At 70.2% G+C, this 22,553-nt stretch carries 22 protein-coding genes and 1 tRNA gene; 12 read left to right on the top strand and 11 right to left on the bottom strand.

Annotation, left to right across the window (positions count from 1 at the left end):
* Nucleotides 1-44 precede the first annotated feature (44 nt).
* From M3U25_RS13315 to bioB, 5 genes are all read right to left on the bottom strand, one after another.
* The gene (locus M3U25_RS13315; protein WP_242081392.1) at nucleotides 45-827 is read right to left on the bottom strand and encodes an SDR family oxidoreductase; all 783 of its coding nucleotides are present in this window, start codon (nucleotides 825-827) and stop codon (nucleotides 45-47) included.
* A 514-nt stretch (nucleotides 828-1,341) separates the two neighbouring features.
* Entirely contained in the window at nucleotides 1,342-2,103 is a 762-nt protein-coding gene (bioH, locus tag M3U25_RS13320; protein WP_242159260.1) for a pimeloyl-ACP methyl ester esterase BioH, read from the bottom strand.
* A gap of 48 nt (nucleotides 2,104-2,151) precedes the next feature.
* A complete protein-coding gene (locus M3U25_RS13325; protein ID WP_355502397.1) occupies nucleotides 2,152-2,505 on the bottom strand; it encodes a hypothetical protein in 354 nt (117 codons plus the stop codon).
* Nucleotides 2,502-3,707, bottom strand: coding sequence for an 8-amino-7-oxononanoate synthase (gene bioF / locus M3U25_RS13330; RefSeq protein ID WP_355502394.1), 1,206 nt, complete (start codon nucleotides 3,705-3,707; stop codon nucleotides 2,502-2,504). The genes M3U25_RS13325 and bioF overlap by 4 nt, the downstream gene beginning before the upstream one ends.
* Nucleotides 3,708-3,807: 100 nt before the next feature.
* Complete coding sequence (gene bioB / locus M3U25_RS13335; RefSeq protein ID WP_355502391.1) at nucleotides 3,808-4,845, bottom strand: biotin synthase BioB; 1,038 nt, start codon at nucleotides 4,843-4,845, stop codon at nucleotides 3,808-3,810.
* Between the two features lie 49 nt (nucleotides 4,846-4,894).
* On the opposite strand from bioB, the gene M3U25_RS13340 reads away from it, so the two are divergent.
* A complete protein-coding gene (locus M3U25_RS13340; RefSeq protein ID WP_355502389.1) occupies nucleotides 4,895-5,626 on the top strand; it encodes a ComF family protein in 732 nt (243 codons plus the stop codon).
* Nucleotides 5,627-5,856: 230 nt separating this feature from the next.
* On the top strand, nucleotides 5,857-6,483 hold the full coding sequence (locus tag M3U25_RS13345; protein WP_355502386.1) for a preprotein translocase subunit SecD: 627 nt from the start codon (nucleotides 5,857-5,859) through the stop codon (nucleotides 6,481-6,483).
* A gap of 12 nt (nucleotides 6,484-6,495) precedes the next feature.
* On the opposite strand, the gene ubiA is transcribed toward M3U25_RS13345, so the two are convergent.
* Nucleotides 6,496-7,398 (bottom strand): 4-hydroxybenzoate octaprenyltransferase, encoded by a 903-nt coding sequence (gene ubiA / locus M3U25_RS13350; RefSeq protein WP_355502383.1) that lies wholly within the window; start codon nucleotides 7,396-7,398, stop codon nucleotides 6,496-6,498.
* A gap of 333 nt (nucleotides 7,399-7,731) precedes the next feature.
* Here ubiA and M3U25_RS13355 point away from each other — a divergent pair.
* From M3U25_RS13355 to M3U25_RS13370, 4 genes are all read left to right on the top strand, one after another.
* Nucleotides 7,732-7,808 (top strand) — tRNA-Arg (locus M3U25_RS13355).
* Between the two features lie 237 nt (nucleotides 7,809-8,045).
* Nucleotides 8,046-8,894 (top strand): alpha/beta hydrolase, encoded by an 849-nt coding sequence (locus M3U25_RS13360; RefSeq protein WP_355502380.1) that lies wholly within the window; start codon nucleotides 8,046-8,048, stop codon nucleotides 8,892-8,894.
* A 403-nt stretch (nucleotides 8,895-9,297) separates the two neighbouring features.
* Nucleotides 9,298-10,386 carry a lipocalin-like domain-containing protein gene (locus M3U25_RS13365; RefSeq protein WP_355502377.1) on the top strand — a complete coding sequence of 363 codons (1,089 nt, stop codon included), beginning with the start codon at nucleotides 9,298-9,300 and terminating at the stop codon, nucleotides 10,384-10,386.
* A gap of 137 nt (nucleotides 10,387-10,523) precedes the next feature.
* A complete protein-coding gene (locus M3U25_RS13370) occupies nucleotides 10,524-11,540 on the top strand; it encodes a lipocalin-like domain-containing protein (RefSeq protein WP_355502374.1) in 1,017 nt (338 codons plus the stop codon).
* 473 nt (nucleotides 11,541-12,013) lie between these two features.
* On the opposite strand, the gene M3U25_RS13375 is transcribed toward M3U25_RS13370, so the two are convergent.
* Together M3U25_RS13375 and M3U25_RS13380 are read right to left on the bottom strand one after the other, a co-directional pair.
* Entirely contained in the window at nucleotides 12,014-13,537 is a 1,524-nt protein-coding gene (locus M3U25_RS13375; RefSeq protein ID WP_355502372.1) for a YifB family Mg chelatase-like AAA ATPase, read from the bottom strand.
* A 13-nt stretch (nucleotides 13,538-13,550) separates the two neighbouring features.
* The gene (locus M3U25_RS13380; RefSeq protein ID WP_355502369.1) at nucleotides 13,551-13,820 is read right to left on the bottom strand and encodes an accessory factor UbiK family protein; all 270 of its coding nucleotides are present in this window, start codon (nucleotides 13,818-13,820) and stop codon (nucleotides 13,551-13,553) included.
* Between the two features lie 176 nt (nucleotides 13,821-13,996).
* On the opposite strand from M3U25_RS13380, the gene M3U25_RS13385 reads away from it, so the two are divergent.
* A complete protein-coding gene (locus M3U25_RS13385) occupies nucleotides 13,997-14,335 on the top strand; it encodes a P-II family nitrogen regulator (RefSeq protein WP_010341856.1) in 339 nt (112 codons plus the stop codon).
* Between the two features lie 320 nt (nucleotides 14,336-14,655).
* On the opposite strand, the gene speE is transcribed toward M3U25_RS13385, so the two are convergent.
* The gene (gene speE / locus M3U25_RS13390; RefSeq protein WP_263392163.1) at nucleotides 14,656-15,507 is read right to left on the bottom strand and encodes a polyamine aminopropyltransferase; all 852 of its coding nucleotides are present in this window, start codon (nucleotides 15,505-15,507) and stop codon (nucleotides 14,656-14,658) included.
* Nucleotides 15,508-15,856: 349 nt separating this feature from the next.
* Here speE and speA point away from each other — a divergent pair, with 349 nt between their 5' ends.
* Both speA and M3U25_RS13400 read left to right on the top strand, forming a co-directional pair.
* Nucleotides 15,857-17,746: an arginine decarboxylase gene (speA, locus tag M3U25_RS13395; protein WP_160946720.1), complete on the top strand. Its 1,890-nt coding sequence runs from the start codon at nucleotides 15,857-15,859 to the stop codon at nucleotides 17,744-17,746.
* Between the two features lie 209 nt (nucleotides 17,747-17,955).
* Nucleotides 17,956-19,074: an acyltransferase gene (locus tag M3U25_RS13400; RefSeq protein ID WP_355502363.1), complete on the top strand. Its 1,119-nt coding sequence runs from the start codon at nucleotides 17,956-17,958 to the stop codon at nucleotides 19,072-19,074.
* A gap of 16 nt (nucleotides 19,075-19,090) precedes the next feature.
* Here M3U25_RS13400 and M3U25_RS13405 read toward each other — a convergent pair whose 3' ends face one another.
* Entirely contained in the window at nucleotides 19,091-20,002 is a 912-nt protein-coding gene (locus M3U25_RS13405) for a LysR substrate-binding domain-containing protein (protein WP_355502360.1), read from the bottom strand.
* Between the two features lie 102 nt (nucleotides 20,003-20,104).
* Between M3U25_RS13405 and M3U25_RS13410 the strand changes: the two genes are divergently transcribed.
* The 3 genes from M3U25_RS13410 to M3U25_RS13420 are packed head-to-tail and all read left to right on the top strand — an operon-like array spanning nucleotide 20,105 to nucleotide 21,404.
* Complete coding sequence (locus M3U25_RS13410) at nucleotides 20,105-20,455, top strand: carboxymuconolactone decarboxylase family protein (RefSeq protein ID WP_355502357.1); 351 nt, start codon at nucleotides 20,105-20,107, stop codon at nucleotides 20,453-20,455.
* The gene (locus tag M3U25_RS13415) at nucleotides 20,455-20,853 is read left to right on the top strand and encodes a tautomerase family protein (RefSeq protein ID WP_355502354.1); all 399 of its coding nucleotides are present in this window, start codon (nucleotides 20,455-20,457) and stop codon (nucleotides 20,851-20,853) included. The genes M3U25_RS13410 and M3U25_RS13415 overlap by 1 nt, the downstream gene beginning before the upstream one ends.
* Nucleotides 20,850-21,404: a DUF4865 family protein gene (locus tag M3U25_RS13420; RefSeq protein ID WP_355502351.1), complete on the top strand. Its 555-nt coding sequence runs from the start codon at nucleotides 20,850-20,852 to the stop codon at nucleotides 21,402-21,404. Before M3U25_RS13415 ends, M3U25_RS13420 begins: the two co-directional genes overlap by 4 nt.
* A gap of 18 nt (nucleotides 21,405-21,422) precedes the next feature.
* Here the strand turns inward: M3U25_RS13420 and M3U25_RS13425 are convergent, their stop codons facing one another.
* Nucleotides 21,423-22,430 (bottom strand): pyridoxamine 5'-phosphate oxidase family protein, encoded by a 1,008-nt coding sequence (locus tag M3U25_RS13425; protein WP_355502348.1) that lies wholly within the window; start codon nucleotides 22,428-22,430, stop codon nucleotides 21,423-21,425.
* Nucleotides 22,431-22,553 lie beyond the last annotated feature (123 nt).

Genomic DNA, 22,553 nt, shown 5'->3' on the forward strand with positions numbered 1-22,553 from the left:
CTCGGCTGACGAATCCCGACTCCCCAATCCCCAATCCCGGCGTTTCAGAATGTCCCCGGATAGCTCCCGCCATCCAGCAACAGGTTCTGCCCGCTCAGGTAACCCGCCTGCGCGCTGCACAGGAAGGCGCAGGCCGCGCCGAACTCCTCGGCGGTGCCGAAGCGCCCGGCCGGAATCTGCCGGCGCTTGCGTTCGGCCAGGTCGGCGGGGTCGACACCCTCGCGCTGCGCGGCATGGGCGATGTTGCCGCGCAGGCGGTCGGTATCGAACTGCCCCGGCAGCAGGTTGTTGATGGTCACGTTGTGCGCCACCGTACGCCGCGCCAGCCCGGCGACGAAGCCGGTGAGGCCGGCACGCGCGCCGTTGGACAGGCCCAGGCTGTCGATCGGCGCCTTCACCGCGGCGGAGGTGATGTTGACGATGCGGCCGAAGCCGCGCGCCTGCATCGCATCGACCGTGGCGCGGATCAGCGCGATCGGCGCCAGCATGTTGGCGTCGAGCGCGCGCAGCCAGTCCTCGCGTTCCCAGTCGCGGAAATCGCCGGGCGGTGGCCCGCCGGCGTTGTTGATCAGGATGTCGACCTGCGGGCAGGCGGCCAGTGCGGCGGCGCGTCCGGCCTCGGTGGCGATGTCCGCGGCTACGGCGACCACCTCGCCACCGCCGTGCAGCGCGCGCAGTTGCGCCGCGGCCGCATCCAGCCCGGCCTGGCCGCGCGCCACGATCGCCACATGCACGCCCTCGCGCGCCAGCGCCTGCGCGCAGCCCAGTCCCAGTCCCTTGCTCGCGGCGCACACCAGTGCCCACTTGCCGGCGATTCCCAGGTCCATGCTTGCACTCCGGTTCGAAGGAGTGGCGATGATCGGACATCGCCGCTGTGGCGGCCAGCGTCACATCGCGACGTTGAGGACACCGAGCACGCAAGGCAGGTGCAGGAGCGGCCTCGCTGCGCAGCGTTCATGCGTCGCGACTGAAGTCGCTCCCACAGGGGTGGCCGGCATCCTTGTGGGAGGGACTTCAGTCCCGACGACGGAGGCTGTCAGTCGGCTTTCTGCTTCGCTTGTCGCGGCGGTACGACAGTTGAGTCCCACGGCGGAGCCGCTTGCGTCTTTCTGACGTCGGTGCGGGTCGCGTGATGCGTTGTGGGAGTCAACTGTCATGTAGCGCGCGACGCACGAGACGGTGTGCGCTTTCCGACGGCGCAATGCGTCGGGACTGAAGTCCCTCCCACAGTGCACCCGGCGGGCTCGCCGCGAGCGGCTTCAGCCGCGACCCGACGCAACGGGCGCGTCGCGGCTGAAGCCGCTCCTACGACAGCATCGTGGAACGCGCGGCGCGACGCCGCTAGTCCAGCGTCGCCAGGAATCCGCGCAGCGCGTCGGTCACGGTATCGGCATGGCCGAGGAACGGGGCGTGGCCGCCGCCGGCGACGATCAGCGCGTGCGCGTTCGGCGCCAGTGCCGCGGCAGCCTCCATGCCCGCGGGCGGGACCAGGCGGTCGCGCTGGCCACCAATCCACAGGCTGGGTACGCGCAGGCCGGGCAGGGCGCGGCGCAGGTCGGTGCGTTCCAGCAGGGTCAGGCCGTCTTGCAGCACATGCGGGTCGGGTGCGCCGCGGGCGTCGAGCGCTTCGCGCAGGGTGCGCAGTTCGGCGCGCGCGTGCGCCGAGCCGAGCGTGTCCAGCGCCAGGAAGCGTTCGAGGGTGCCGCGGTAGTCCTCGGCGAGGTCGCGGCCGAACTGTTCGAACACCTGTGGCTCCACCGCGTGCGGCCAGTCGCTGCCGCGCACGAAGCGCGGCGTCGCCGCGAGCATCGCCAGCCCGCGTACCTGCGGTTGCGTGGCGGCGGCATGCAGCGCGAACAGCCCACCCAGCGACCAGCCCAGCCACACCGCCGGCGGCGTGGCCGCGGCGATCGCGCTGACCACGTGCGGCAGTGCCAGCGGCGTGTCGTCGCCGCGGCTGTGGCCGTGCCCGGGCAGGTCCACCAGGTGCAGGCGGTACTGCGCCGACAGGCGCTCCACCAGCGGCGCGAAGATGCCGCCATTCAGTGCCCAGCCGTGCAGCAGGACCAGATCGGGGCCCTGCCCCAGGGTGTCGATATGCATCGGTGTCGGTCGTCGCGAAGGAACAGGAGAGCGGCGTCGGCCGCCGCGTCAGTGCGCCGCGCGCCGCGCCAGCACCTGCGGCAGCAGCAGGCGCCAGTGCCGGCGCGGATAGCCGCGGGTGCACCAGGCCGACCAGCGATGCGCGCCGCGGCGCTGCTGGATCGCCGTACTCAGCCAGTCGCCGTCGATGCCTTGCCAGGCGCCGGCCGGCCTCAGCAGGTTGGGCGCCAGCCGTGGATGCACGTCGTCGCGCAGCATCTGCCACAGCGTGTCGGTGGCGAACGGCGAGGCGGCGAGCACGCCGGCGATGTGCGGATGGTGCGCGTCGACCGCAGTGTCCAGGTACAGCGCCGACAGCGCCTCCCAGACCTTGCGCCGCGCGGCCAGCGCACCGTCGCTCACGCCGGCAGACCGGGCGGATGTGCGGCCACGCGGTCGCGGGCCAGCGCCAGCGCATCCAGCAGCGCCTGCACCTGCGCCGGCGTGTGCAGCGCCGACAGGGTCACGCGCAGCCGCGACTTGCCTTCCGGCACGGTCGGCGGGCGGATCGCCGAGACCAGATAGCCGGCCTGTTCCAGCGCCGCCGACCACGCCAGCGCGGTGCGCTCCTCGCCGCACAGCAGCGGCTGGATCGGCGTGTCCGAGGCCATCAGGTCGAGGCCATGGCGACGTGCGCCGCCACGGAACAGGGCGATCAGTTCGACCAGGCGTTCGCGCCGCCACTGGTCGCGCCGCGCCAGCTTGACCGCGGCCAGCGACGCGGCGGCCTGCGCCGGCGGCAGCGCGGTGGTGTACAGATACGGCCGCGCGGTTTCGGCCAGGTGCCGGATCAGGGTGGCATCGCCGACCACCGCGGCGCCGTAGCCGCCCAGCGCCTTGCCCAGGGTCACCAGTTGCAGCGGGACGTCGTCGACTCCGAGGCCGGCCTCGGCGACGCTGCCGCGCCCATGCGGACCGACCACGCCGACGCCGTGCGCGTCGTCCAAGTACAGCAGTGCCTGTTGCGTGCGTGCCACCAGCGCCAGCGAGCGCAGCGGGGCGACGTCGCCGTCCATGCTGAACACGCCATCGGTGGCGAGCATCGCCGCGCCGTCGGCAGCGTGTTTGAGCTGGCGCATCGCGCCTTCGGCATCCAGGTGCGGATAGCGGCGCAGGCGGCAGCCGGCCAGGCGGCTGGCGTCGAGCAGGCTGGCGTGGTTGAGCCGGTCCTGCACGCACACGTCCTCTTCCTCGCTCAACAGCGCCTGCTGCACCGCCAGGTTGGCGATGAAGCCGCTGCCGAACAGCAGCGCCTGCGGATAGCCGAGCCAGTCGGCGATCTCGCGTTCCAGCGCCTCGTGCAGCGCGTGGTGGCCGCACACCAGGTGCGAGGCGGTGGCGCCGGCGCCTTCGCGCGCGGCCGCGTCCTGCAGGGCCGCGACCACTTCGAACTGCTGCGCCAGGCCCAGGTAGTCGTTGCTGCAGAAGCCGGTCAGCCAGCGGCCGTCGACTTCCAGGCGCACGCCGTCGCGGCGGCCGACGCTGCGGCGCATGCGCAGGCGCCCCTGCGCTTCGCGCAAGGCGCGCGCGGACTGGATGCGGTCGTGCAGGTCGGGACGGGCCATGGGCGCGGGACGGGCATCTGGCGGGCTAGCGTAGCGCGTCCCCGGCCGGGCCGGGCGTCGCCGGCGATGGACGGCCGGATCGGCGGACGGACGCGCGGCGTCAGACCAGGGCGGCGGCGATCGCCGGCGGGGTGGTGATGTCGGCGTGCACGGTGCCGGGATGGTCGTGGGCATCGGCATCGACCATCACCTGCATTGGCCGCAGCCCCAGCCGTGCGAACAGCGCCTGGTCGCGTTCGGTGTCCGGGTTGCCGGTGGTCAGCAGTTTCTCGCCGTAGAAGATCGAGTTGGCGCCGGCGCAGAAGCACAGCGCCTGCAGTTCGTCGCTCATGCTCTCGCGCCCGGCCGACAGCCGCACCATCGCCCGCGGCATCGCGATGCGGGCGACGGCGATCGTGCGCACGAACTCGAAGGGGTCCAGCTCGACCGTGCCGTGCAGCGGCGTGCCGGCGACCTGCACCAGCCGGTTGATCGGCACCGAATCCGGATGCACCGGCAGGTTGGCCAGCGCCTGCAGCAGGCCGGCGCGCTGGTCGCGCGACTCGCCCATGCCGACGATGCCGCCGCAGCAGGTCTTCAGGCCGGCGTCGCGCACGTGGGTCAGGGTGTCCAGGCGGTCCTGGTACTGGCGGGTGTGGATGATCGAGTCGTAGAAATCCGGCGCGGTGTCCAGATTGTGGTTGTAGTAGTCCAGCCCGGCCGCCTTCAGCGCCTGCGCCTGGGTGCCGTCGAGCATGCCCAGGGTGGCGCACGTCTCCAGGCCCAGCGCCTTCACCTCGCGGATCATCTCCGCCACCTTCGGGATGTCGCGGTCCTTGGGCGAACGCCAGGCCGCGCCCATGCAGAACCGCGACGCACCGGCGGCCTTGGCCTGGCGCGCCTTGTCCAGCACCGCCTCGGTGCTCATCAGCTTCTGCGCTTCCACGCCGGTGGCGTAGCGCTGCGCCTGCGGGCAATAGGCGCAGTCCTCCGGGCAACCGCCGGTCTTCACCGACAGCAGCGTGGACACCTGCACCTGCGCCGGATCGAAGTGTTCGCGGTGCACGGCGGCGGCGCGGTGCAGCAGCTCCGGGAACGGCAGATCGAACAGGGCAAGCAATTCCTGGCGTTGCCAGTCGTGTCGGACGACAGCGGACATGGGGGTTTCCTGACGGTCAGCGGCTGGGAAAGCGGGCAGTCTGGTGAGCATGCAAAGTCCTGTCAACTTTATGGGCGGTGGTTTGGTTGACGGCGGCTGGCGCTGGCTGCAGCGCCGCCTGCTGCCGGAACGCTGCCTGGTCTGCGCCGAGCCAGGCGTGCCCGGCCTGGACCTGTGCGCGGCCTGTCGCGATGGCGTGCCATGGAATGCGGCGGCCTGTTGCCGCTGTGCACTGCCGCTGCCGGCGCTGGATGCCGAGCAGGTCTGCGGCGCGTGCCAGCGTCAGCCGCCGCCGCTGGAGCGCGTCGCCAGCGCCTGCGTGTACGCCCCGCCGGTCGATGGCCTGTTGCGCCGCTTCAAGTTCCACCAGGATCTGGCGGCCGGGCGCGTGCTCGCCGCACTGCTGCAGGCACGCTGCGTGGCCTTGCCGCGGCCGCAGGCGCTGCTGCCGGTGCCGTTGCATCCGGCCCGGCTGCGCCAGCGCGGTTACGACCAGGCGCTGGAGCTGGCGCGGCCACTGGCGCGCGCGCTGGCGCTGCCGCTGTGCCTGGACCTGCAGCGGATGCGGGCAACCGCGGCGCAGTCCGAACTGGACGCCCGTGCGCGTCGGCGCAATCTGCGTGGCGCGTTCGCGGTGCCGGCCTCGGCTGCGTTGCCGGCGCATGTGGCCCTGATCGACGACGTGATGACCACCGGCGCGACCCTGCACGCCGCGGCAAAGGCGCTTCGCCGCGCCGGTGTGGAACGGGTCGATGCCTGGGTGGTGGCGCGGGTGCCGTGAGCGTGGTGCGTCTGTCGCACGCGCTGGCACAGGGGGCTCTGCAGCAAAGGACGTGCGGCACGGCGCATTGTCTGTCGTGAGCGCCGACCGCGACGCACTGCGTCGCGCGCATCGGCCGACGTGCCGCAGTGGCGATCTCTGCCAGGGCGCCGACGCCTTGGCGCATGAACGGTCGGCAGACACGCGCGGCTTTATGCTGGTGAAGAGGCCAACAACGAAAGGAGCGTGCGATGCGCTGGAAGGCTTTGGCTCTGTCGATGACGCTGTGTGTCTTCGCTGTCGCCGGGTGCGGTTATGGCAAGGCACCGGATGTCGCCGCCGCCATCCCGGTCAAGGCGAAGATCGAATGGCGCCTGGCCAGCCATGCGCCCACCCCCGACGCTGTCCAGGCCGACTACCACGGACAGCCGGTGTACCTGGCGCCGCAAGCGTTGCTGGTCGTCGAGGAGGCGGCGACCGTCGCGTCCGCCGACAACGGCGATGGCCAGCCCGCGCTGGATCTGCGCTTTCCTGGGCACGGCCAACGGCTGACCCAGGCCACCGCGCAGAACGTCGGCAAGCCGGTCGCCCTGCTGGCCGATGGCCAGGTGCTGACCGTGGCCACGATCATGGCGCCGCTGCCGGGGGACAGCCTGCGGATCAGTGGGTTGCAGGACATGCAGGAGCAGCAGCGGGTGCTGGCGCTGTTGACCCGCGCGCCGGCCGCGACCGTGCCGGCACCGGCCGCCAAACGCGAGAACGCATCGGTGCAAGGAGCCGCGGCGGGGTGCGCCCTGGCTCATCTCGGTGAGCGCCGGAGCAGCGGCCTTTGTGAGGACTTGAAGTTGGTTCCAGCGCACGATGCGCACTGCGCGTGAGCCCGACAGCTGCTAGGCGGCGCGCAGCGCCAGCGCCACGGCGATGCCGACGAAGATCGCCAGGCCGACCCAGTTGTTGTGCATGAAGGCGCGGAAGCACGCCGCGCGTTCACGATGCCGGGCCATGCGGAACTCGGCCGCCACCAGCAGTGCCGCCACGCCCAGGCCGGCCCAGTACCACACGCCCAGGCCCGCGCGATGCCCGACGAAGGCCAGGGCCACGAACATCAGCGCGTACAGCACGCCCTGGATGACCAGGTCCAGTTCGCCGAACAGGATCGCGGTGGACTTGGAGCCGGCGCGCAGGTCGTCCTCGCGATCGACCATCGCATACCAGGTGTCGTAGGCGGTGGCCCACAGGATGTTGGTCGCGTACAGCAGCCAGCCCAGTGCCGGCACCTCGCCGCGCACGGCGGCGAAGGCCATCGGGATGCCCCAGCCGAAGGCCATGCCCAGGTAGACCTGCGGCAGGTAGGTGTAGCGCTTCAGGTAGGGATAGCTGGCGGCCAGCAACAGCCCGACCACGCTCAGGCCGATGGTCAGCGCGTTCATGGTCAGCACCAGCGCGAACGCCACCAGCATCAGCACCGCGAACACCGCCAGTGCCTCGCGGCCGCTGACCGCGCCGGTGGCCAGCGGCCGGCTGCGGGTGCGCTCGACCTGCGGGTCCAGCCAGCGGTCGGCGTAGTCGTTGATCACGCAGCCGGCCGAGCGGGTCAGCCACACCCCGGCGGTGAACACGAACAGGGTCCACAGCGGCGGCACCCCGTCGGCGGCCAGCCACAGCGCCCACCAGGTCGGCCACAGCAGCAGCAGCGCGCCGATCGGCCGGTCGCCGCGCAGCAGTTTCCAGTACTGGCCCAGGCGCGCGCGCGGCGGCAGCGCGGCAGGCGTTTCGTAGCGTTCGTAAGCCATCGCGCAAGGGTAGCAGCCGCGTGGTGCCGGCGGCAGCACGCAATGTCGTGGCGGTGGCCTGCGACGCACGGTGACTGCCTGGGGCGCGAGGCGGCGTCGTCGCGTGTGGGTCTGCAGATGCGCTTTGGCAGTCAGTCCGGCCCCAGCCTGCGGGCGCGTCCGAGCGGCGCGTCTGCTACGCCTGGGGGATCGGCCTCGGCGCCGCCTGTGCGCCGCGCGCGGTTGCCTGGTCAAGCGGGACGGCCTCGTCAGAACGTCCGCGGGAGTGCTGTCGCAGGGAGTTGCGGCCGGGGGAGACGCGGCCGACGAATGCCGTTAGAATGCGCGTCCGTTGCGCCCGTAGCTCAGCCGGATAGAGTAGTGGCTTCCGAAGCCATTGGTCGGGGGTTCGAATCCCTCCGGGCGCGCCACCTAGTACTGCTCCCTGCTTCCTCCGCATCGCCTTTCCGGCGGTCGCGTGCTCGGCAAACAGACCCGCTGGCGCCGCATCGCGCCCGCCGGCGACGCGGCTATCGTATGCGTATGCCTGCGCTCATCTTCCCCATGCGTGTTCTTGCTCCTGCCCGTCCTGTCATCTGCTGCGCCGCAGACGTCGGCACCACCGCGCGCCAGCGCATCGGGCGCGCTGCGCAGATCCGCGCGTGGGCATGACCGTTCAACGTCCCACCAGCCCGCGGGCGGCCTTGCCCAAGCCGGCCGTCCGCCGGCTCGGCGCGGACGATGCGCTGGCCTATCTGCGGGTGGGCGAGGGCGCGCCGGTGCTGCTGGTGCACGGGGCGTTGTGCGACTACCGCTACTGGGCGCCGCAGCTGCGCGGCCTGGCCGACCGCTTCCAGCTCAGTGCGCTGAGCCTGGGCCAGTACTACCCGCGGCTGCCGTCGGCGGCGCGGCATGCATTCGGTTGGCGCTGGCATGCGCAGCAGCTCGCCGCCTTCATCGCCGAGGAAGCGCGGCCGGTGCATCTGGTCGGGCACTCCCGCGGCGCCGCCGTCGCCTGGCAGGCGGCGCTGCTGCGGCCCGACGCCATCGCCAGCCTGACCCTGTTCGATCCGGGCGGCCCGCAACCGCAGGGCCTGCCGGCCGAGGTGCAGGCGGTCCGCGCGCAGGCGATCGCGCTGCTCCAGGGCGGCCAGGTCGAGGCCGGCCTGGAATGCTTCGTCGACTCGGTCAGCCAGCCCGGCGCCTGGGCGCGCAGCAGCGCGAGCTTCCGGCAGATGGTGCGCGACAACGCGCAGACCCTGGTGCCGCAGATCGCCGACGCGCTGCCGGCGTACCGGCCCGAGCAGGCCGCTATCCTGACGATGCCGGTGTTGCTGGTCGCCGGCGAACGCAGCCCGGCGCAGTACCGCGACAACGCCACCGCGCTGGCGGCCTGGCTGCCCGATGCGCAACTGCAGAGCATCGCTGGCGCGTCTCATGGCATGACCTTTACCCATGTCCGGCGTTGCAATGGGGCGATCGCCGATGTGGTCGCCGCTGCTGAGCGTGTGCGTTGAATGCTGCCGGGGTGCGCGCCAGCGTGGAACATGCAGACGCTGGACGATTATCTAGACAAGAAGCGTGACCGGCCAATTTCTATGCACGGCACGTGTCCCCCGATCGCGGTCGGACGCACAGGCAAAATTCCTCTGGGTTTTGCGCATCGCCCGGATGCGCCTGTAAGCCAGCGGTTATAAATCGCCAGCGCCGATGCGCTGAATGAATCTTCACGCACTGTCACGATGAGACGGTCGTTGCAGACCGGAATTATTCATTTTTTCGGTATTGACAGTATCTGCCGGCTCGCTGAATTTCGAATCGAACACGCCCGCTGCCCATTCACGCCGACAGCCCTCGTGTTCCACGCAAGAAAAACAGCCGCAGTTGCTACTTTCTCAAATGACCTCAGGGGATTCCGTCATGAAAATGATCCGGATGCACGCACTCGTGCATGCTTTAGCGATCGCGACCTTTGCGTTTCCTGCCACACTGCTTGCGCCCGACGCGATGGCGCAGGCGATCGGCACGTTTCCGCCGATCGAAACCAGTATCTCGCTTCCGCACGATGAGGCTGCGCATCGTCAGCCGGCCGAATGGTGGTACATAACCGGCTTTCTGGACGGCACCGACCCGTCCGGCGGAAAACATGCGTACGCGTACGAAATGGTCGTGTTCCAGATCGATGGCGTGGCCAATATGCCACCAGTCTACGATGCGCATTTTGCGATCTCGGATCTGGATCGCGGCGATTTTCGCTTCAAGAAGCAGGTGACCACCGGTCCGTTCACCACCTCGACCGACCGGTTCGATCTGGACGTTGCCGGTTTTCAGATGGGTGGATCGATGGGCAGTTACTACGCCAAGGCCGCGCCTGCCGATCTGGATTACGCCATCGACCTCAGCACGCAGGCATTGCAGAAACCGACCTTGAACGGCACCAATGGCGTGGAAACCTACGGCGATTTCATCTCCCCGTATTATTCCTTCAACGTCAATGCCACCAGTGGTACGGTCTGGGATCACGGCGTGCCGGTCAAGGTGACCGGAACCTCGTGGTACGACCACGAATGGGCCAACGGCATTCCCGGCGATGCCAACAGCGGCTGGACCTGGTTCGGCGTGTCGCTGGACGACAACAGCCAGTACAACATCAGTTTCTTCATGAAAGGCGACGGCACGGTCGATCAGGCGCTCGCCGTCAAGACCGCCGACGGCCACTATGCGCCGGTCGATCCCGTCGCGATCAAGCTGGAGCGGATCGGCAGCTGGACCAGTCCGCATACCGGCTACACCTATCCGGCGCAGTGGAAGGTCACCCTGCCGGACGGCGCAATCACCATCACCCCGATGCTGCAGGACGCCGAACTGTATGCGCCGGCCACGCAGAAGTTCTATTTCGAAGGACCGGCCAAGGTGGTGGGCACGCTGGCCGGAAAATCCATTACCGGCAAGGCATTCGCAGAAATGAATCCCTGGGGCGTGGAGTGGGGTGCGCGCATCCTGCCTTGATCTCGTCGCCTCGCATCCAGTCCGCATCACATCCATCATTCATCCAGGACATCACCATGCATCTCTCATCAAGAACGTTCGGGCGCTTCCGCGGCTGGCTCGCCGCGGCCATGGTCATCGCGTGCGCATTCTCGTCCGTGCCCGCGGCTGCGCAAATCTTCGAAGAACCCGCACCGGTGCAGTTGCCGCGCGACGAAGGCCCACACCACAGCCAGTTGGAATGGTGGTATTTCGTCGGCCATCTGTACGGCGTCGATCCCAGCGGCGCCAAGCGCGAATTCGGCTACGAGGTCACCGTGTTCCAGTTGTGGCCGATCGGCTCCGGGCCTGCCACCTACTCCTGGCATTTCGCGGTGACGGACGTGAACAACAAGCTGCACAAGGTGGAAGAGCGCGTCGTCTCCGAACAGATCCCGGATCAGCAGGGATCCTTCAACTTCACCAACAACGGCTGGTCGATCAGCGGCTCGCAGCAAGCCTATGCGATCAAGGGCGCGCTCAGCGACGGACGTTTCGCCATCGACCTGAAGACCAGCAGCGACATGCCCTTCGTCCTGCATAACGGCAACGGCGTGGTGGATTATCGGCCGATCGCCAAGACCTCGGCCTACTACTCGTCCACGGCGCTGGATACGGAAGGCACGGTCTACGACAACGGCGTGCCGATCAAGATCGTCGGCACCTCGTGGCAGGACCGCCAGTGGTTCATCAAGGGCATGGCGTCCGACGAGAACGGCTCCTTCTTCGGCGGCGGCTGGAACTGGTTCGCCATCCAGCTCGATAACGACACGCAGTACATGCTGTATTACCTGCAGGACCCCAACACCGGCGCCATCACCAACAAGTTCGGCACGCGCGTCTCCAAGGGCGTGGCGACGCCGGTGTCCGGCGACCAGATGGACCTGCAGCGGCTCGCGACCTGGACCAGCCCGAATTCCGGCTACACCTACGAGTCGAAGTGGAACGTGATCCTGCCCGAGGGCAATCTGCTCATCACCCCATTGGTCGACGACCAGGAGATGTTGTGGACTGGTCACCGCACGTACTGGGAAGGCGCTTCGCAAGTGGTCGGCAACCTCAACGGCGCTGCCGTGACTGGCCGCAGCTACGTCGAGGTCAATCCGTGGCGGCAGCCGTACACGTCGCTGCCCTGAACGCCGCGACGTAGTGCAGCAGCGCTGTTCCAGGCGGAGACATCCGCCTGGAACACCGGCGTATGTGACGTCGGCAGTGGGGATGGTACGCGGCGCGGCCACGGCCACGTCGATTGGCCCGAGGCGGCGGCGCCGCCTCGCGATTGCCCAGGTCGGGCAGCAGAGGCGCGACGCAGCGTCAGGGATGGATGCCATCCTGCAGGAATGCGGTACCTGCCGCGTTCCCCGCACCACGGCTTGCCGGCCGCGGCCTGGTCAAGGTCACCTGTAGGCGCAGCTGAAGCCGCGCCTACGACAGACTTTCCGTCGTGACTGGCGGTGCCTTGAAGCCGCCCCGTTCGCCAGGTCACCGTTCCTGCGGCTCGAGTTCGCAGAGGACGATGTGCGTTGGACGTGGTACAGGCAGCGCTTCGACATGGCCCGCACCCGCTGGGTCCACGTGCCAACCGGCCCACCTACCGACGAGGTCGGCCCTAGGCGCTGCGCGCTAACGGTGCCGGCTCCCCACGATCCAGTTGCCGGTAGGCGATGGCCTCGGTCAGGTGCGCGGTGGCGATGGCGTCGCTGGCGTCCAGGTCGGCGATGGTGCGGGCCACGCGCAGGATCCGATGCAGCGAGCGCGCCGATAGCCGCAGGCGCTCGATGGCCTGTTCCAGCAGCGCCTCGTCGCGCGGCTGCAGGCGGCAGTCGCGCAGGGTTTCGCTGTGCCCGAGCTGACCATTGGGCCGGCCGGCGCGGGCCTGCTGGCGTTGCCGCGCCTGCTCCACCCGCGCGCGCACGGCGGCGCTGGTTTCGCCGGGCGGCGCATCGGCACGCAGCGCCTGTGGCGGGAGCCGCGGCACGTCCACGTGCAGGTCGATGCGGTCCAGCAGTGGGCCGGAGATGCGCGCGCGATAGCGCCGCACCGCGTCCTCGCTGCAGCGGCAGCGGCCGCTGGGGTCGCCGGCCCAGCCGCAGGGGCAGGGGTTCATCGCCGCCACCAACTGGAAGCGCGAAGGAAACTCGGCACTGCGCGCCGCGCGCGACACCGTCACCTGGCCCGACTCCAGCGGCTCGCGCAACACTTCCAGCGCGTGCCGGTTCCACTCGGGCAGCTCGTCCAGGAACAGCACGCCGTGGTGCGCCAGCGAGATTTCGCCGGGGCGCGGATGGGTGCCGCCACCGACCAGCGACACCGCGCTGGCGGTGTGATGCGGCGCCCGGTAGGGGCGTTGCCGCCAGCGCGCCGGATCCACGCCGCGGCCGCTGACCGAGGCGATGGCTGCGCTCTCCAGCGCCTCGGCTTCGCTGGCCTCGGGCAGGATGCCGGGCAGGCGCGAGGCCAGCAGAGTCTTGCCGCAGCCGGGGCTGCCGATCAGCAGCAGGTGGTGATGTCCGGCCGCGGCGATCTCCAGGGCGCGCCGCGCCTGCGCCTGGCCGCGCACGTCGCTCAGGTCGGGAAAGGGCGCGGCGACGGCCGGCGGCGCCGTCGCCGCGGGCAGGGTCTTGCTGCCGTTGAGCAACCCGCAGACCTCCAGCAGGGTGCGCGCGGTGAACGCCTGCACGTGTTGCGCCAGCGCGGCCTCGGCGCCGTTGTCGGCCGGCACGATCAGGGTGCGTCCGGCCTGTGCCGCGGCCAGCGCGGCCGGCAGGACGCCGTCGACCGGGCGCAATTCGCCGGTCAGGGCCAGTTCGCCGAGGAATTCATACTGGCCGAGCACCTGCGGGTCGAGCTGGCCGGCGGCGGCGAGGATGCCCAGCGCGATCGGCAGGTCGAAGCGGCCGCCCTCCTTGGGCAGGTCGGCCGGGGCCAGGTTGACGGTGATCCGCCGTGCCGGGAATTCGTACTGCGCACAGAGCAGGGCGGCGCGCACGCGATCGCGCGATTCGCGCACCGCTGCCTCGGGCAGGCCGACGATCTGCGTGGCCGGCAGGCCGCCGGAGAGATGGACTTCGACCCGAACCGGAGGCGCAAGCACCCCCGCGCGGGCACGGCTGTGCACCAGCGCCAGGCTCATGGTGGCGGGTGGATCAGGGGTTGGTGCTGGGCGTCTGCCCGCTGCGCGCCGCTTCCAGCGCGGCGACGCTGCGCTCCAGCGCTTCGAGCTTCTCGCGCGTGCGCAGCAGCACCGCGCGCTGCACTTCGAACTCCTCGCGGGTGACCAGGTCGAGCTTGCCCAGCCCGGCCTGCAGCGCACTCTTGAAGGTGCTCTGCAGTTCGTCGCGGGATTGGCGCAGACCCGGCGGCACCAGGTCGCTGAGGCGGCGGGCGAGGTCGTCGAGATGGTTGAGATCGATCATGGCTGTGCTCCGGCAGGTGGCGTCAGACTGCGGTATCCGGCGGGTCGGCACCATCGGGATCGGACGCGGCGCGCTGTCGGAAAATTCCGGCGTTGGGGGCGCGCGGCCATTGAACCCGACGGCCGCCGATCGCGCAACCGCGCTATCCTGAGGCCATTGTGATTGGAGAATGCCGCATGAAGATGATCATGGCCGTGATCAAGCCGTTCAAGCTCGACGACGTGCGCGAAGCGCTCGCCGCGCAGGGCGTGGCCGGCATCACCGTCACCGAGGTCAAGGGCTTCGGCCGGCAGAAGGGCCACACCGAGCTGTATCGCGGCGCCGAGTACGTGGTCGATTTCCTGCCGAAGGTGAAGCTGGAAGTGGCCGTCAGCGAGGACCAGGTGGAGCGCGTGGTCGAGGCCATCGTCAAGGCCGCCGCCACCGGCAAGATCGGCGACGGCAAGGTGTTCGTCTACGACCTGGGCACGGTGGTGCGCATCCGCACCGGCGAGCTGGACGCGGACGCGCTGTAACGCGATCACCGCGCCTGCATCGGCGTGGCATGGATGCGTTGTAGGAGCGGCTTCAGCCGCGACGGCGTATTCCTGTGACGCCTGTTGCGGCTGAAGCCGCGCCTATCGGCGTGGGGTTCGTGCCTGCCGGAGTCCCCGCTAGCGTGGCGGGCCAGCCGGATAGGCCGAGCACGCTTGCGCCAGGTGCCGGTTCAGATGCCGCCGCAGCCGCGGCGATTGAGTTGATACGGGACCTGGCCGAGAGTCGAGGACCGGGGCAGCGCCTGCGATCCGCGGCATCGGCGCACGTCGCGCGCGCCGATGCCGAAGAGGACCGGGGCTTAGCCGCCCAGTGCCTCGGCCACGAACGGCGGCAGCACCTGGGTGCCGGTGTGCAGGTGCGCGCTGTAGTAGCGGGTGGCGAACGGCTTGGCCGCGGCGTCGGCCTGGCGGAAGTCGAAGCCGCCCTGCTTGCGCGCCATGGTCACGCTCCACCAGCCGGTCGGGTAGCACGGCTGCGGGAACGGCACGGTGTGGAAGCTCGCAAAGCCGGCCTTGCCCATTTCCGCGCGCATTTCCTTGATCAGGTCCAGCAGCGCCAGCGGCGATTCGGACTGCTGCACCAGGATGCCGTCGTCCTTCAGCGCCTTGAAGCAACTCTCGTAGAAGGCCTTGTTGAACAGGCCTTCGGCCGGGCCGACCGGGTCGGTGGAGTCCACGATGACGATGTCCACGCTGCCGGCCGGGCAGTTGGCCATGTAGGCCACGCCGTCGTCGAACAGCAGTTCGGCGCGCGGGTCGTTGTTGGAGTCGCACAGTTCCGGGAAGTACTTCTCGGCCATGCGCGTGACCTGCTCGTCGATGTCGCACTGGGTGGCGCTTTCTACGCCCGGGTGCTTGAGGACTTCGCGCAGGGTGCCGCAGTCGCCGCCACCGATGATCACCACGCGCTTGGGCGCGGCGTGGGTGAACAGCGCCGGGTGGCTGATCATCTCGTGGTAGAAGAAGTTGTCGCGCGTGGTCAGCATGACCGCGCCGTCGATCACCATCAGCTTGCCCCAGTCGGTGGTGTCGTAGATCTCGATCTTCTGGAACGGCGACTGCACCTCGTCCAGCTTGCCGGTGATGCGGTAGCCGATGGCCGAGCCGGTGGGCTGGAAATGTTCGATGTACCAGTTGTCGTTGGCGCTCATGGAATGTCCTAGGAAAGCAAAAAGAAGCAGCGATCCCTTCTCCCCCCGGGAGAAGGTGGCGCGAAGCGCCGGATGAGGGTCGGGCGCAGCCTCGTGCGGCCAAGCCACGCGACGCTGTTACCACACCTCTCCGGATGAGGGTCGGGCGCAGCCTCGTGCAGCCGAGCCACGCGATGCTGTCGCCACACCCTTTCCGGATGAGCGCCAGGCGCAGGCTACGCCAGGCGCCCGCGAACCCGGCCCGGCTCCACCAGGAGCCGAGGGCGTCGGAACGGCGCGGATTGTAACGGACCCCACGCGTAGCAGGGGTTACAATCCACGCCCTTTTTCCGTCAGCCGAGCCGCCACGATGAGCGATTGGTCCCTCGACCAAGCCCGCAAGACCTACTCGATCCCGCATTGGGCCGACGGGTATTTCGATGTGGACGCGGCCGGCCGGCTGGTGGTGCGGCCGCAGGGCGCCGACGGCGTGGCGATCGCGCTGCCGGAAGTGGTGGACGCCGCGCGCGCGGCCGGCGCCAAGCTGCCGATGCTGGTGCGCTTCCCCGACATCCTCGGCGAGCGCCTGGGCAAGCTGCAGGCCGCATTCGCGCAGGCCCAGGCCGATTGGGACTACGCCGGCGGCTATACCGCCGTGTACCCGATCAAGGTCAACCAGCACCGCGGCGTGGCCGGCACCCTGGCCAGCCACCAGGGCGAGGGCTTCGGCCTGGAGGCGGGCAGCAAGCCGGAACTGATGGCGGTGCTGGCGCTGTCGCGTCCGGGCGGGCTGATCGTGTGCAACGGCTACAAGGACCGCGAATACATCCGCTTGGCGCTGATCGGGCGCAAGCTCGGCCTGCAGACCTTCATCGTCATCGAGAAGCCGTCGGAGCTGAAGCTGGTGCTGGAGGAGGCGCGCGCGCTGGACGTGAAGCCGGGCCTGGGCGTGCGCATGCGCCTGGCCTCGCTGGGCGCGGGCAAGTGGCAGAACAGCGGTGGCGACAAGGCCAAGTTCGGGCTGTCGCCGCGGCAGGTGCTGGACCTGTGGAAGACCCTGCGCGACACCGAGTACGCCGACGCGCTGAACCTGCTGCACTTCCACATGGGCTCGCAGATCTCCAACGTGCGCGACATCGCCAACGGCATGCGCGAGGCCACCCGCTATTTCGTCGAGCTGTCCAAGCTGGGCGCGAAGATCAGCCACGTCGACGTCGGCGGCGGCCTGGGCATCGACTACGAAGGCACCCGCTCGCGCAGCTACTGCTCGATCAACTACGGCCTGCATTCCTACGCCAGCAACATCGTGCAGCCGCTGGCCAGCGCCTGCGAGGAACACGGCCTGGCGCCGCCGCGCATCGTCACCGAGTGCGGGCGCGCGATGACCGCGCACCACGCGGTGCTGATCGCCAACGTGTCCGAGGTGGAGCAGGCGCCGGAAGGCCGCGTGCCCGACGCGCACGACGACGAGCCGGCGGCGATCCGCCACCTGCGCGAGATCCATGCCGAACTGGACCAGCGCCCGGCGGTGGAGCTGTTCCAGGAGGCGCAGCATTTCCACGCCGAAGGCCTCAGCGGCTACGCGCTGGGCCAGATCGACCTGACCCATCGCGCGCGCATCGACGACCTGTTCTACGCCATCGCCCACGGCGTGCGCGCGCGGCTGAGCCACGAGGAAAAGAGCCACCGCCCGGTGCTGGACGAACTCAACGAGCGCCTGGTCGACAAGTACTTCGTCAACTTCAGCGTGTTCGAATCGATTCCCGACGTGTGGGCGATCGACCAGGTGTTCCCGATCGTGCCGATCGAGCGCCTGAACGAGGCGCCGGCGCGGCGCGGCGTGGTCTGCGACATGACCTGCGATTCGGACGGCATGGTCAAGACCTACGTCGAGAACGAAAGCCTGGACAGCTCGCTGCCGCTGCACGCGCTGCGCCCGGGCGAGAGCTACCGCATCGGCTTCTTCCTGGTCGGCGCCTACCAGGAAATCCTCGGCGACATCCACAACCTGTTCGGCGACACCGACGCGGTGGAAGTGGCGGTGGACGGCGATGGCTACCGCATCGCCCAGCAGCGCCGCGGCGACACCACCGACGTGATGCTGGACTACGTCGGCTACCGCCTGGACGACCTGCGCGCCGCCTACGCCGAGCGTGTGGCCGCGGCGCAGTTGCCGGCCGCGCAGGCGACGGAACTGGCCGACGCGCTCGAGGCCGGCCTGACCGGCTACACCTACCTGTCGGACGAGCCGCTGGGCTGACAGCGCGCGACCCATTCAAGCCCCTCTCCCCGCGGGAGAGGGCTTGGGGTGAGGGTGCGCCCGTGCACGCAGCCTGGAGGTCAGCGGTCGCCGCTTGGCGCCGCGGCGGCGTTTCCCAGACGCGATCGCACCGGCGCCGGTGAACGGCCACCGCCGCAAACGCCGGCACAGCCAGTAAGCTGCGCGCTTCCTACCGCCACCTTCCTGCGATGCGCTCTCCCGGCCTCGACCTGCTGCGCGCCATCGCCATCGTCTGGGTGATGCTGTTCCACTCCTTCGTGGTCGGCGGACTGGGGCCGGATTGGGAGTGGCTGTCGCGCGATGGCTGGATGGGCGTGGACCTGTTCTTCGTGCTCAGCGGCTTTTTGATCGGCGGCCAGGTGCTGGCGCCGCTGGCCCGTGGCGAGCGGCTGCGCTACGGCGAGTTCTATCGCCGCCGCGCCTACCGCATCCTGCCGGCGTACGTGGTGGTGCTGGCGCTGTACCTGGCCTGGCCCGGCTTCCGCGAAGCGCCGGGGATCGCGCCGTGGTGGCTGTTCGCCAGCTTCACCCTCAACCTGGGCATCGACTACGCCAACCAGCAGGCGTTCTCGCATGCGTGGTCGCTGTGCGTGGAGGAGCATTTCTACCTGGTGTTCCCGCTGCTGGCGGCTTGGATGCTGCGGCGGCCGTCGGCGCCGCGTTTCGCGGCGCTGTGCGTGGCCGTGGTGCTGGGCGGCATCGCCCTGCGCAGCGCCATCTGGCTGCACGACAGCGCGCTGGATCGCATCGGCGCCGGGCTGCAGCGTAACTGGTTCATCGAGGATCTCTACTACCCGACCTGGAACCGCCTGGACGGCCTGCTGGCCGGCGTGGCGCTGGCGGTGCTGAAGACCTTCCGGCCGCAGCACTGGCAGCGGCTGCAGCGCCACGCCAGCGCCGTGACGCTTGCCGGCATCGCGGTCTGCGCGCTGGCGATGTGGCTGTTCCGCGACCGCACCGGCCTGCTCGGCAATGCGGTCGGCTGGCCGGTGCTGTCGTTGGGGCTGGCGCTGCTGGTCGGCGCCGGCGCCTCCACGCAGGGATGGCTGGGGCGTGGCCGGGTGCCGGGTGCGGGCTGGCTGGCCGCGGTGTCCTGCAGCCTGTACCTGAGCCACAAGGCCGCGTTCCATCTGACCCAGGTGTGGTTCGGCGCGCAACTGGACGGCCGCGGCCTGCTCGCCTTCGCCGCCTATGCCGGCATGGCGCTGCTGTTCGCGGCCGTCCTGCACTACGTGGTGGAGCGGCCGTTCCTGCGCCTGCGCGAGCGGCGCAGCGCGCCCGCCCCGGTCGCGCTGCCCGGGAGCTGACAGCCCTGCTACGTCCTCATCCGCGCTCGGCCAGCGCGGCGTGCGCCGCCTGCAGGCGCTGTTGCAGGATCTCCGCCAGCCGTGCCACTGCCGGCGGCGGCGTGGCGACTGCGCGATGCAGGTTCAGTCCCAGCGCCGGCAGCGTCGGCAGGCCGCCGGCACCGGGCGGGAGCAGCGCCAGTCCGGCCGGCACGCCGGCCGGCGTGCGCAGGGTGATGCCCAATCCGGCGCGCACGGCCGCCCACACGCCGCCGAGGCTGGCGCTGGTGAAGGCGATACGCCACGGGATGCCGGCGCGGTCCAGGGCGGTGGTCGCGGCCGTGCGCAGCAGGCAAGGCGCTTCCAGCATCACCAGTGGCAGCGGCGCCTCGCCGCTCCAGGTGGCCGTCGCGGGCATGTCGCTGCGGTCGGCGGCGGCGATCCAGCGCAGCGGCCACGCCGCTTGCGCCTGCCGGTGCGCCGAGGCCGCGCCGGAGTCCCAGGCCAGGGCCAGGTCCAGTTGTCCGGCCTCCACCCGCGCCAGCAGTTCCTGGTGGCGGGCGATGCGCGCTTCGATCCGCACCTGCGGGTGGGCGCGGGCGAAACGCCCCAGCACGTCCGGCAGCATGTGCTCGCCGAAGTCCTCCTGCAGCCCCAGCCGCACCCAGCCCTGCAGCGCCGTGTCCTGCAGCGCCACCACCGCCTCGTCGTTGAGTTCGAGCAGGCGCCGCGCGTAGCCCAGCAAGGCTTCGCCGGCCTCGGTCAGGGCCAGGCCGCGGCCCTGGCGGCGCAGCACCGGCTGCCCGGCCTGCTCCTCCAGCTTCTTCAGCTGCGCGCTGATCGCCGAGGTGGAACGCCCGCGGCGGTCGGCCGCCTTGGCGAAGCTGCCCAGTTCCACGCCGGCGACGAAACTGCGCAGCGCGTCGAGGTCGAAGGTGGTGGGGCGCATCGGTCGATCCTGGTTTTCCGGATGGTCGTTTCGATATTTTCCGATTTTTCGGAAGATCCTGCGCGACTAGGCTGTGCCCGTTCCCCATGCGAGGCCTGCCCGATGTCCGACCCATCCACGCCGTTTCCCTCCCCGCAGGCCGCGTTCGGCGACATCGCACCGGCCTTTGCCCGCCTGACCGACGAGGTGCTGTTCGCCGAGGTGTGGCAGCGCCCGGGCCTGTCGCCGCGCGAACGCAGCCTGGTCACGGTGGCCGCGCTGGTTGCGCTGTATCGGCTGGAGCAACTGCCGCTGCACCTGGGGCGCGCGCTGGACAACGGCCTGGACCGCGAGGCGCTGGCCGAAGCCATCACCCACCTGGCCTTCTACGCCGGTTGGCCGTGCGCGGCGTCGGCGCTGCCGTTGCTGCGTGCCGCCGTCGCGGCGCGGCCGGCCACGTCGGAGGCGCGCTGATGCCGTACGCCCGCATCTCGCTGCTGCGCGGCCACCCGCCCGAATACCTGCGCGCGCTGTCGGCCAGCCTCTACCAGGCCATGCACGAGGCGTTCGAGGTGCCGGCCGGCGACTGCTTCCAGGTCATCCACCAGCACGACCCGGACGAACTGGTGTTCGACCGTCATTACCTGGGCGGGCCGCGCTCGGAGGGCTTCATGCTGATCGCCATCACCGCCGGTCGCGAACGCAGCGCCGCCTGCAAGCAGGCGTTCTACCAACGCCTGGTCGAACTGCTGGCGATCGCGCCGGGCATCGCGCCGGAGGACGTGATGGTCACCATCGTCACCACCGCGGCGCAGGACTGGTCCTTCGGCGGCGGCCGCGCCGGCATCACCGCCAGCGGAGCGCCGGCATGATCGCCATGCAGTACAGCATCGCGTTGCCGGCGGACTACGACATGGCCATCATCCGCCGCCGCATCGCCGACAAGGGGCCGTTGCTCGATACGCTGCCGGGGTTGCAGTTCAAGGCCTACCTGGTTGCCGATCGCGCCGACCCGCTCCTGCCAGGCGGGCAGAACCTGTACGCGCCGTTCTACCTGTGGCGCGATGCCGCGGCGATGCACGCGTTCCTCGTCGGTCCCGCCTTCGCCGCGCTATGCGAGGCGTTCGGCCGACCGGCGGTGCAGTCGTGGATGGTCGGGACGGCGTCGACGTCGCCGGCGCTGCGCACGGCGCGCTATGCCACCCGCGCGCTTCAGGCACCGTCGCGCGCCGTGGGCAGCGACTCCGACGACGTGCATGCGCCTGACGCACGCGTGCTGGCCACGGTGCGCGGCTATGAACCGCAGGGATGGACGCGGCTGCGTTTCCAACTGTGGCGCGATCTGCCGCCGGCGGACGACGAGGCACAGCGCTATGCCGTACATCACCTCAGCGCCCCCGGCGTGCTCGACGCAGCCGGGTGAGCCGGCGGCGTCGCGCGCTCAGTACATGTTCTTCTTGTAGTCGGCCTGCAGCCCCTTGCGGACCACGCCGGGCACCGAGACCGCCGCGCGCATCAGCGTGGCCTGGGCGCCGCGCGCGCCGCTGAGCCGGACGTGGTCGCGGAAGATCGCCGGCGGGTCCAGGTCGTGCGCGATGGCGGCGGGTGGCCAGGCGTCGAAGCGGCCCAGCGCGGGGCTGCGCGTCTCTTCGAGGAGCGCCGGCAGCACCCGCACCGCCAGATGCGGAATGCGTCCATCGACGGCGAGCGCGCTGCGGATCGTCGCATCGGGGCTGGGGCGGGCGAGCCCTTCGATGCGGACGCAGCGCGCGCTGCCCGGGCGCAGCGCGAGCAGGGCGATCTGCGGCCGCGCCAGCAGATTGCCCAGGCTGTCGACGCGCCGATTGCCCGGCCGGTCGGCAAACCACCAGGCGTCGCGATGCGCCTGCAGCAAGGCCCCGGCGCGATCGCCGCGCGGGCTGACATCGACGCGGCCCTCGGCATCGGCGGTGGCCAGCACCAGCAGCCGGCAGTTGGCGAGAAATCCCTCCACCGTTTCCGGTGGCGTGGCGTCGGTCGGTGTCTCGGCACGCCACCAGTCGGCACGGAGCAGGGCTTTGGCACAGTGCAGATAGCACTCCTCGACGGCGATGAACAGGCGCGTGCCGTCGTCGCCGGCGATGCGGCCATTGATCCGCAAGGTCTCGCCCAAACCGGGCACCAGGAACAGCGACCCGAAGCCGGCGCCGACCTGCGGATGCGCCGTGTCCAGCGCCTGCAGCGGGATCGACAGCAGGTGCGGGGTGTCGGCGCGCGCGAAGCCGGGCGCGCCACTGCCTGCGCTCAACGCCAGACGCTGGCCGGCGACGCCGGCGAACAGCAGCGGACTGGCGGCCAGCCAGCGCAGCGCGTGCGCGTCCAGATGGTCGATCACCTTCATGTCGCGCGGGCCGGGCAGGCGGCCCACGCAGTCCTGCAGCTGCGCTGCGTCGGTGACGAAGTCGGTCATCGCGGCGTCTCCGGGAAGCGGAACACCACGCGGTCGAGCGGAGCGGGAGAGAGCATCGCAAAGCACTCCTGTGAACGAGCGGGAGGCTTGCGCGAAGGCTGGCGACGTCTGGAAACGTACCAC

Origin of the sequence: Xanthomonas sp. PPL134 (assembly GCF_040595915.1) — a bacterium.
In the GTDB taxonomy this organism is placed as follows: domain Bacteria; phylum Pseudomonadota; class Gammaproteobacteria; order Xanthomonadales; family Xanthomonadaceae; genus Xanthomonas_A; species Xanthomonas_A indica.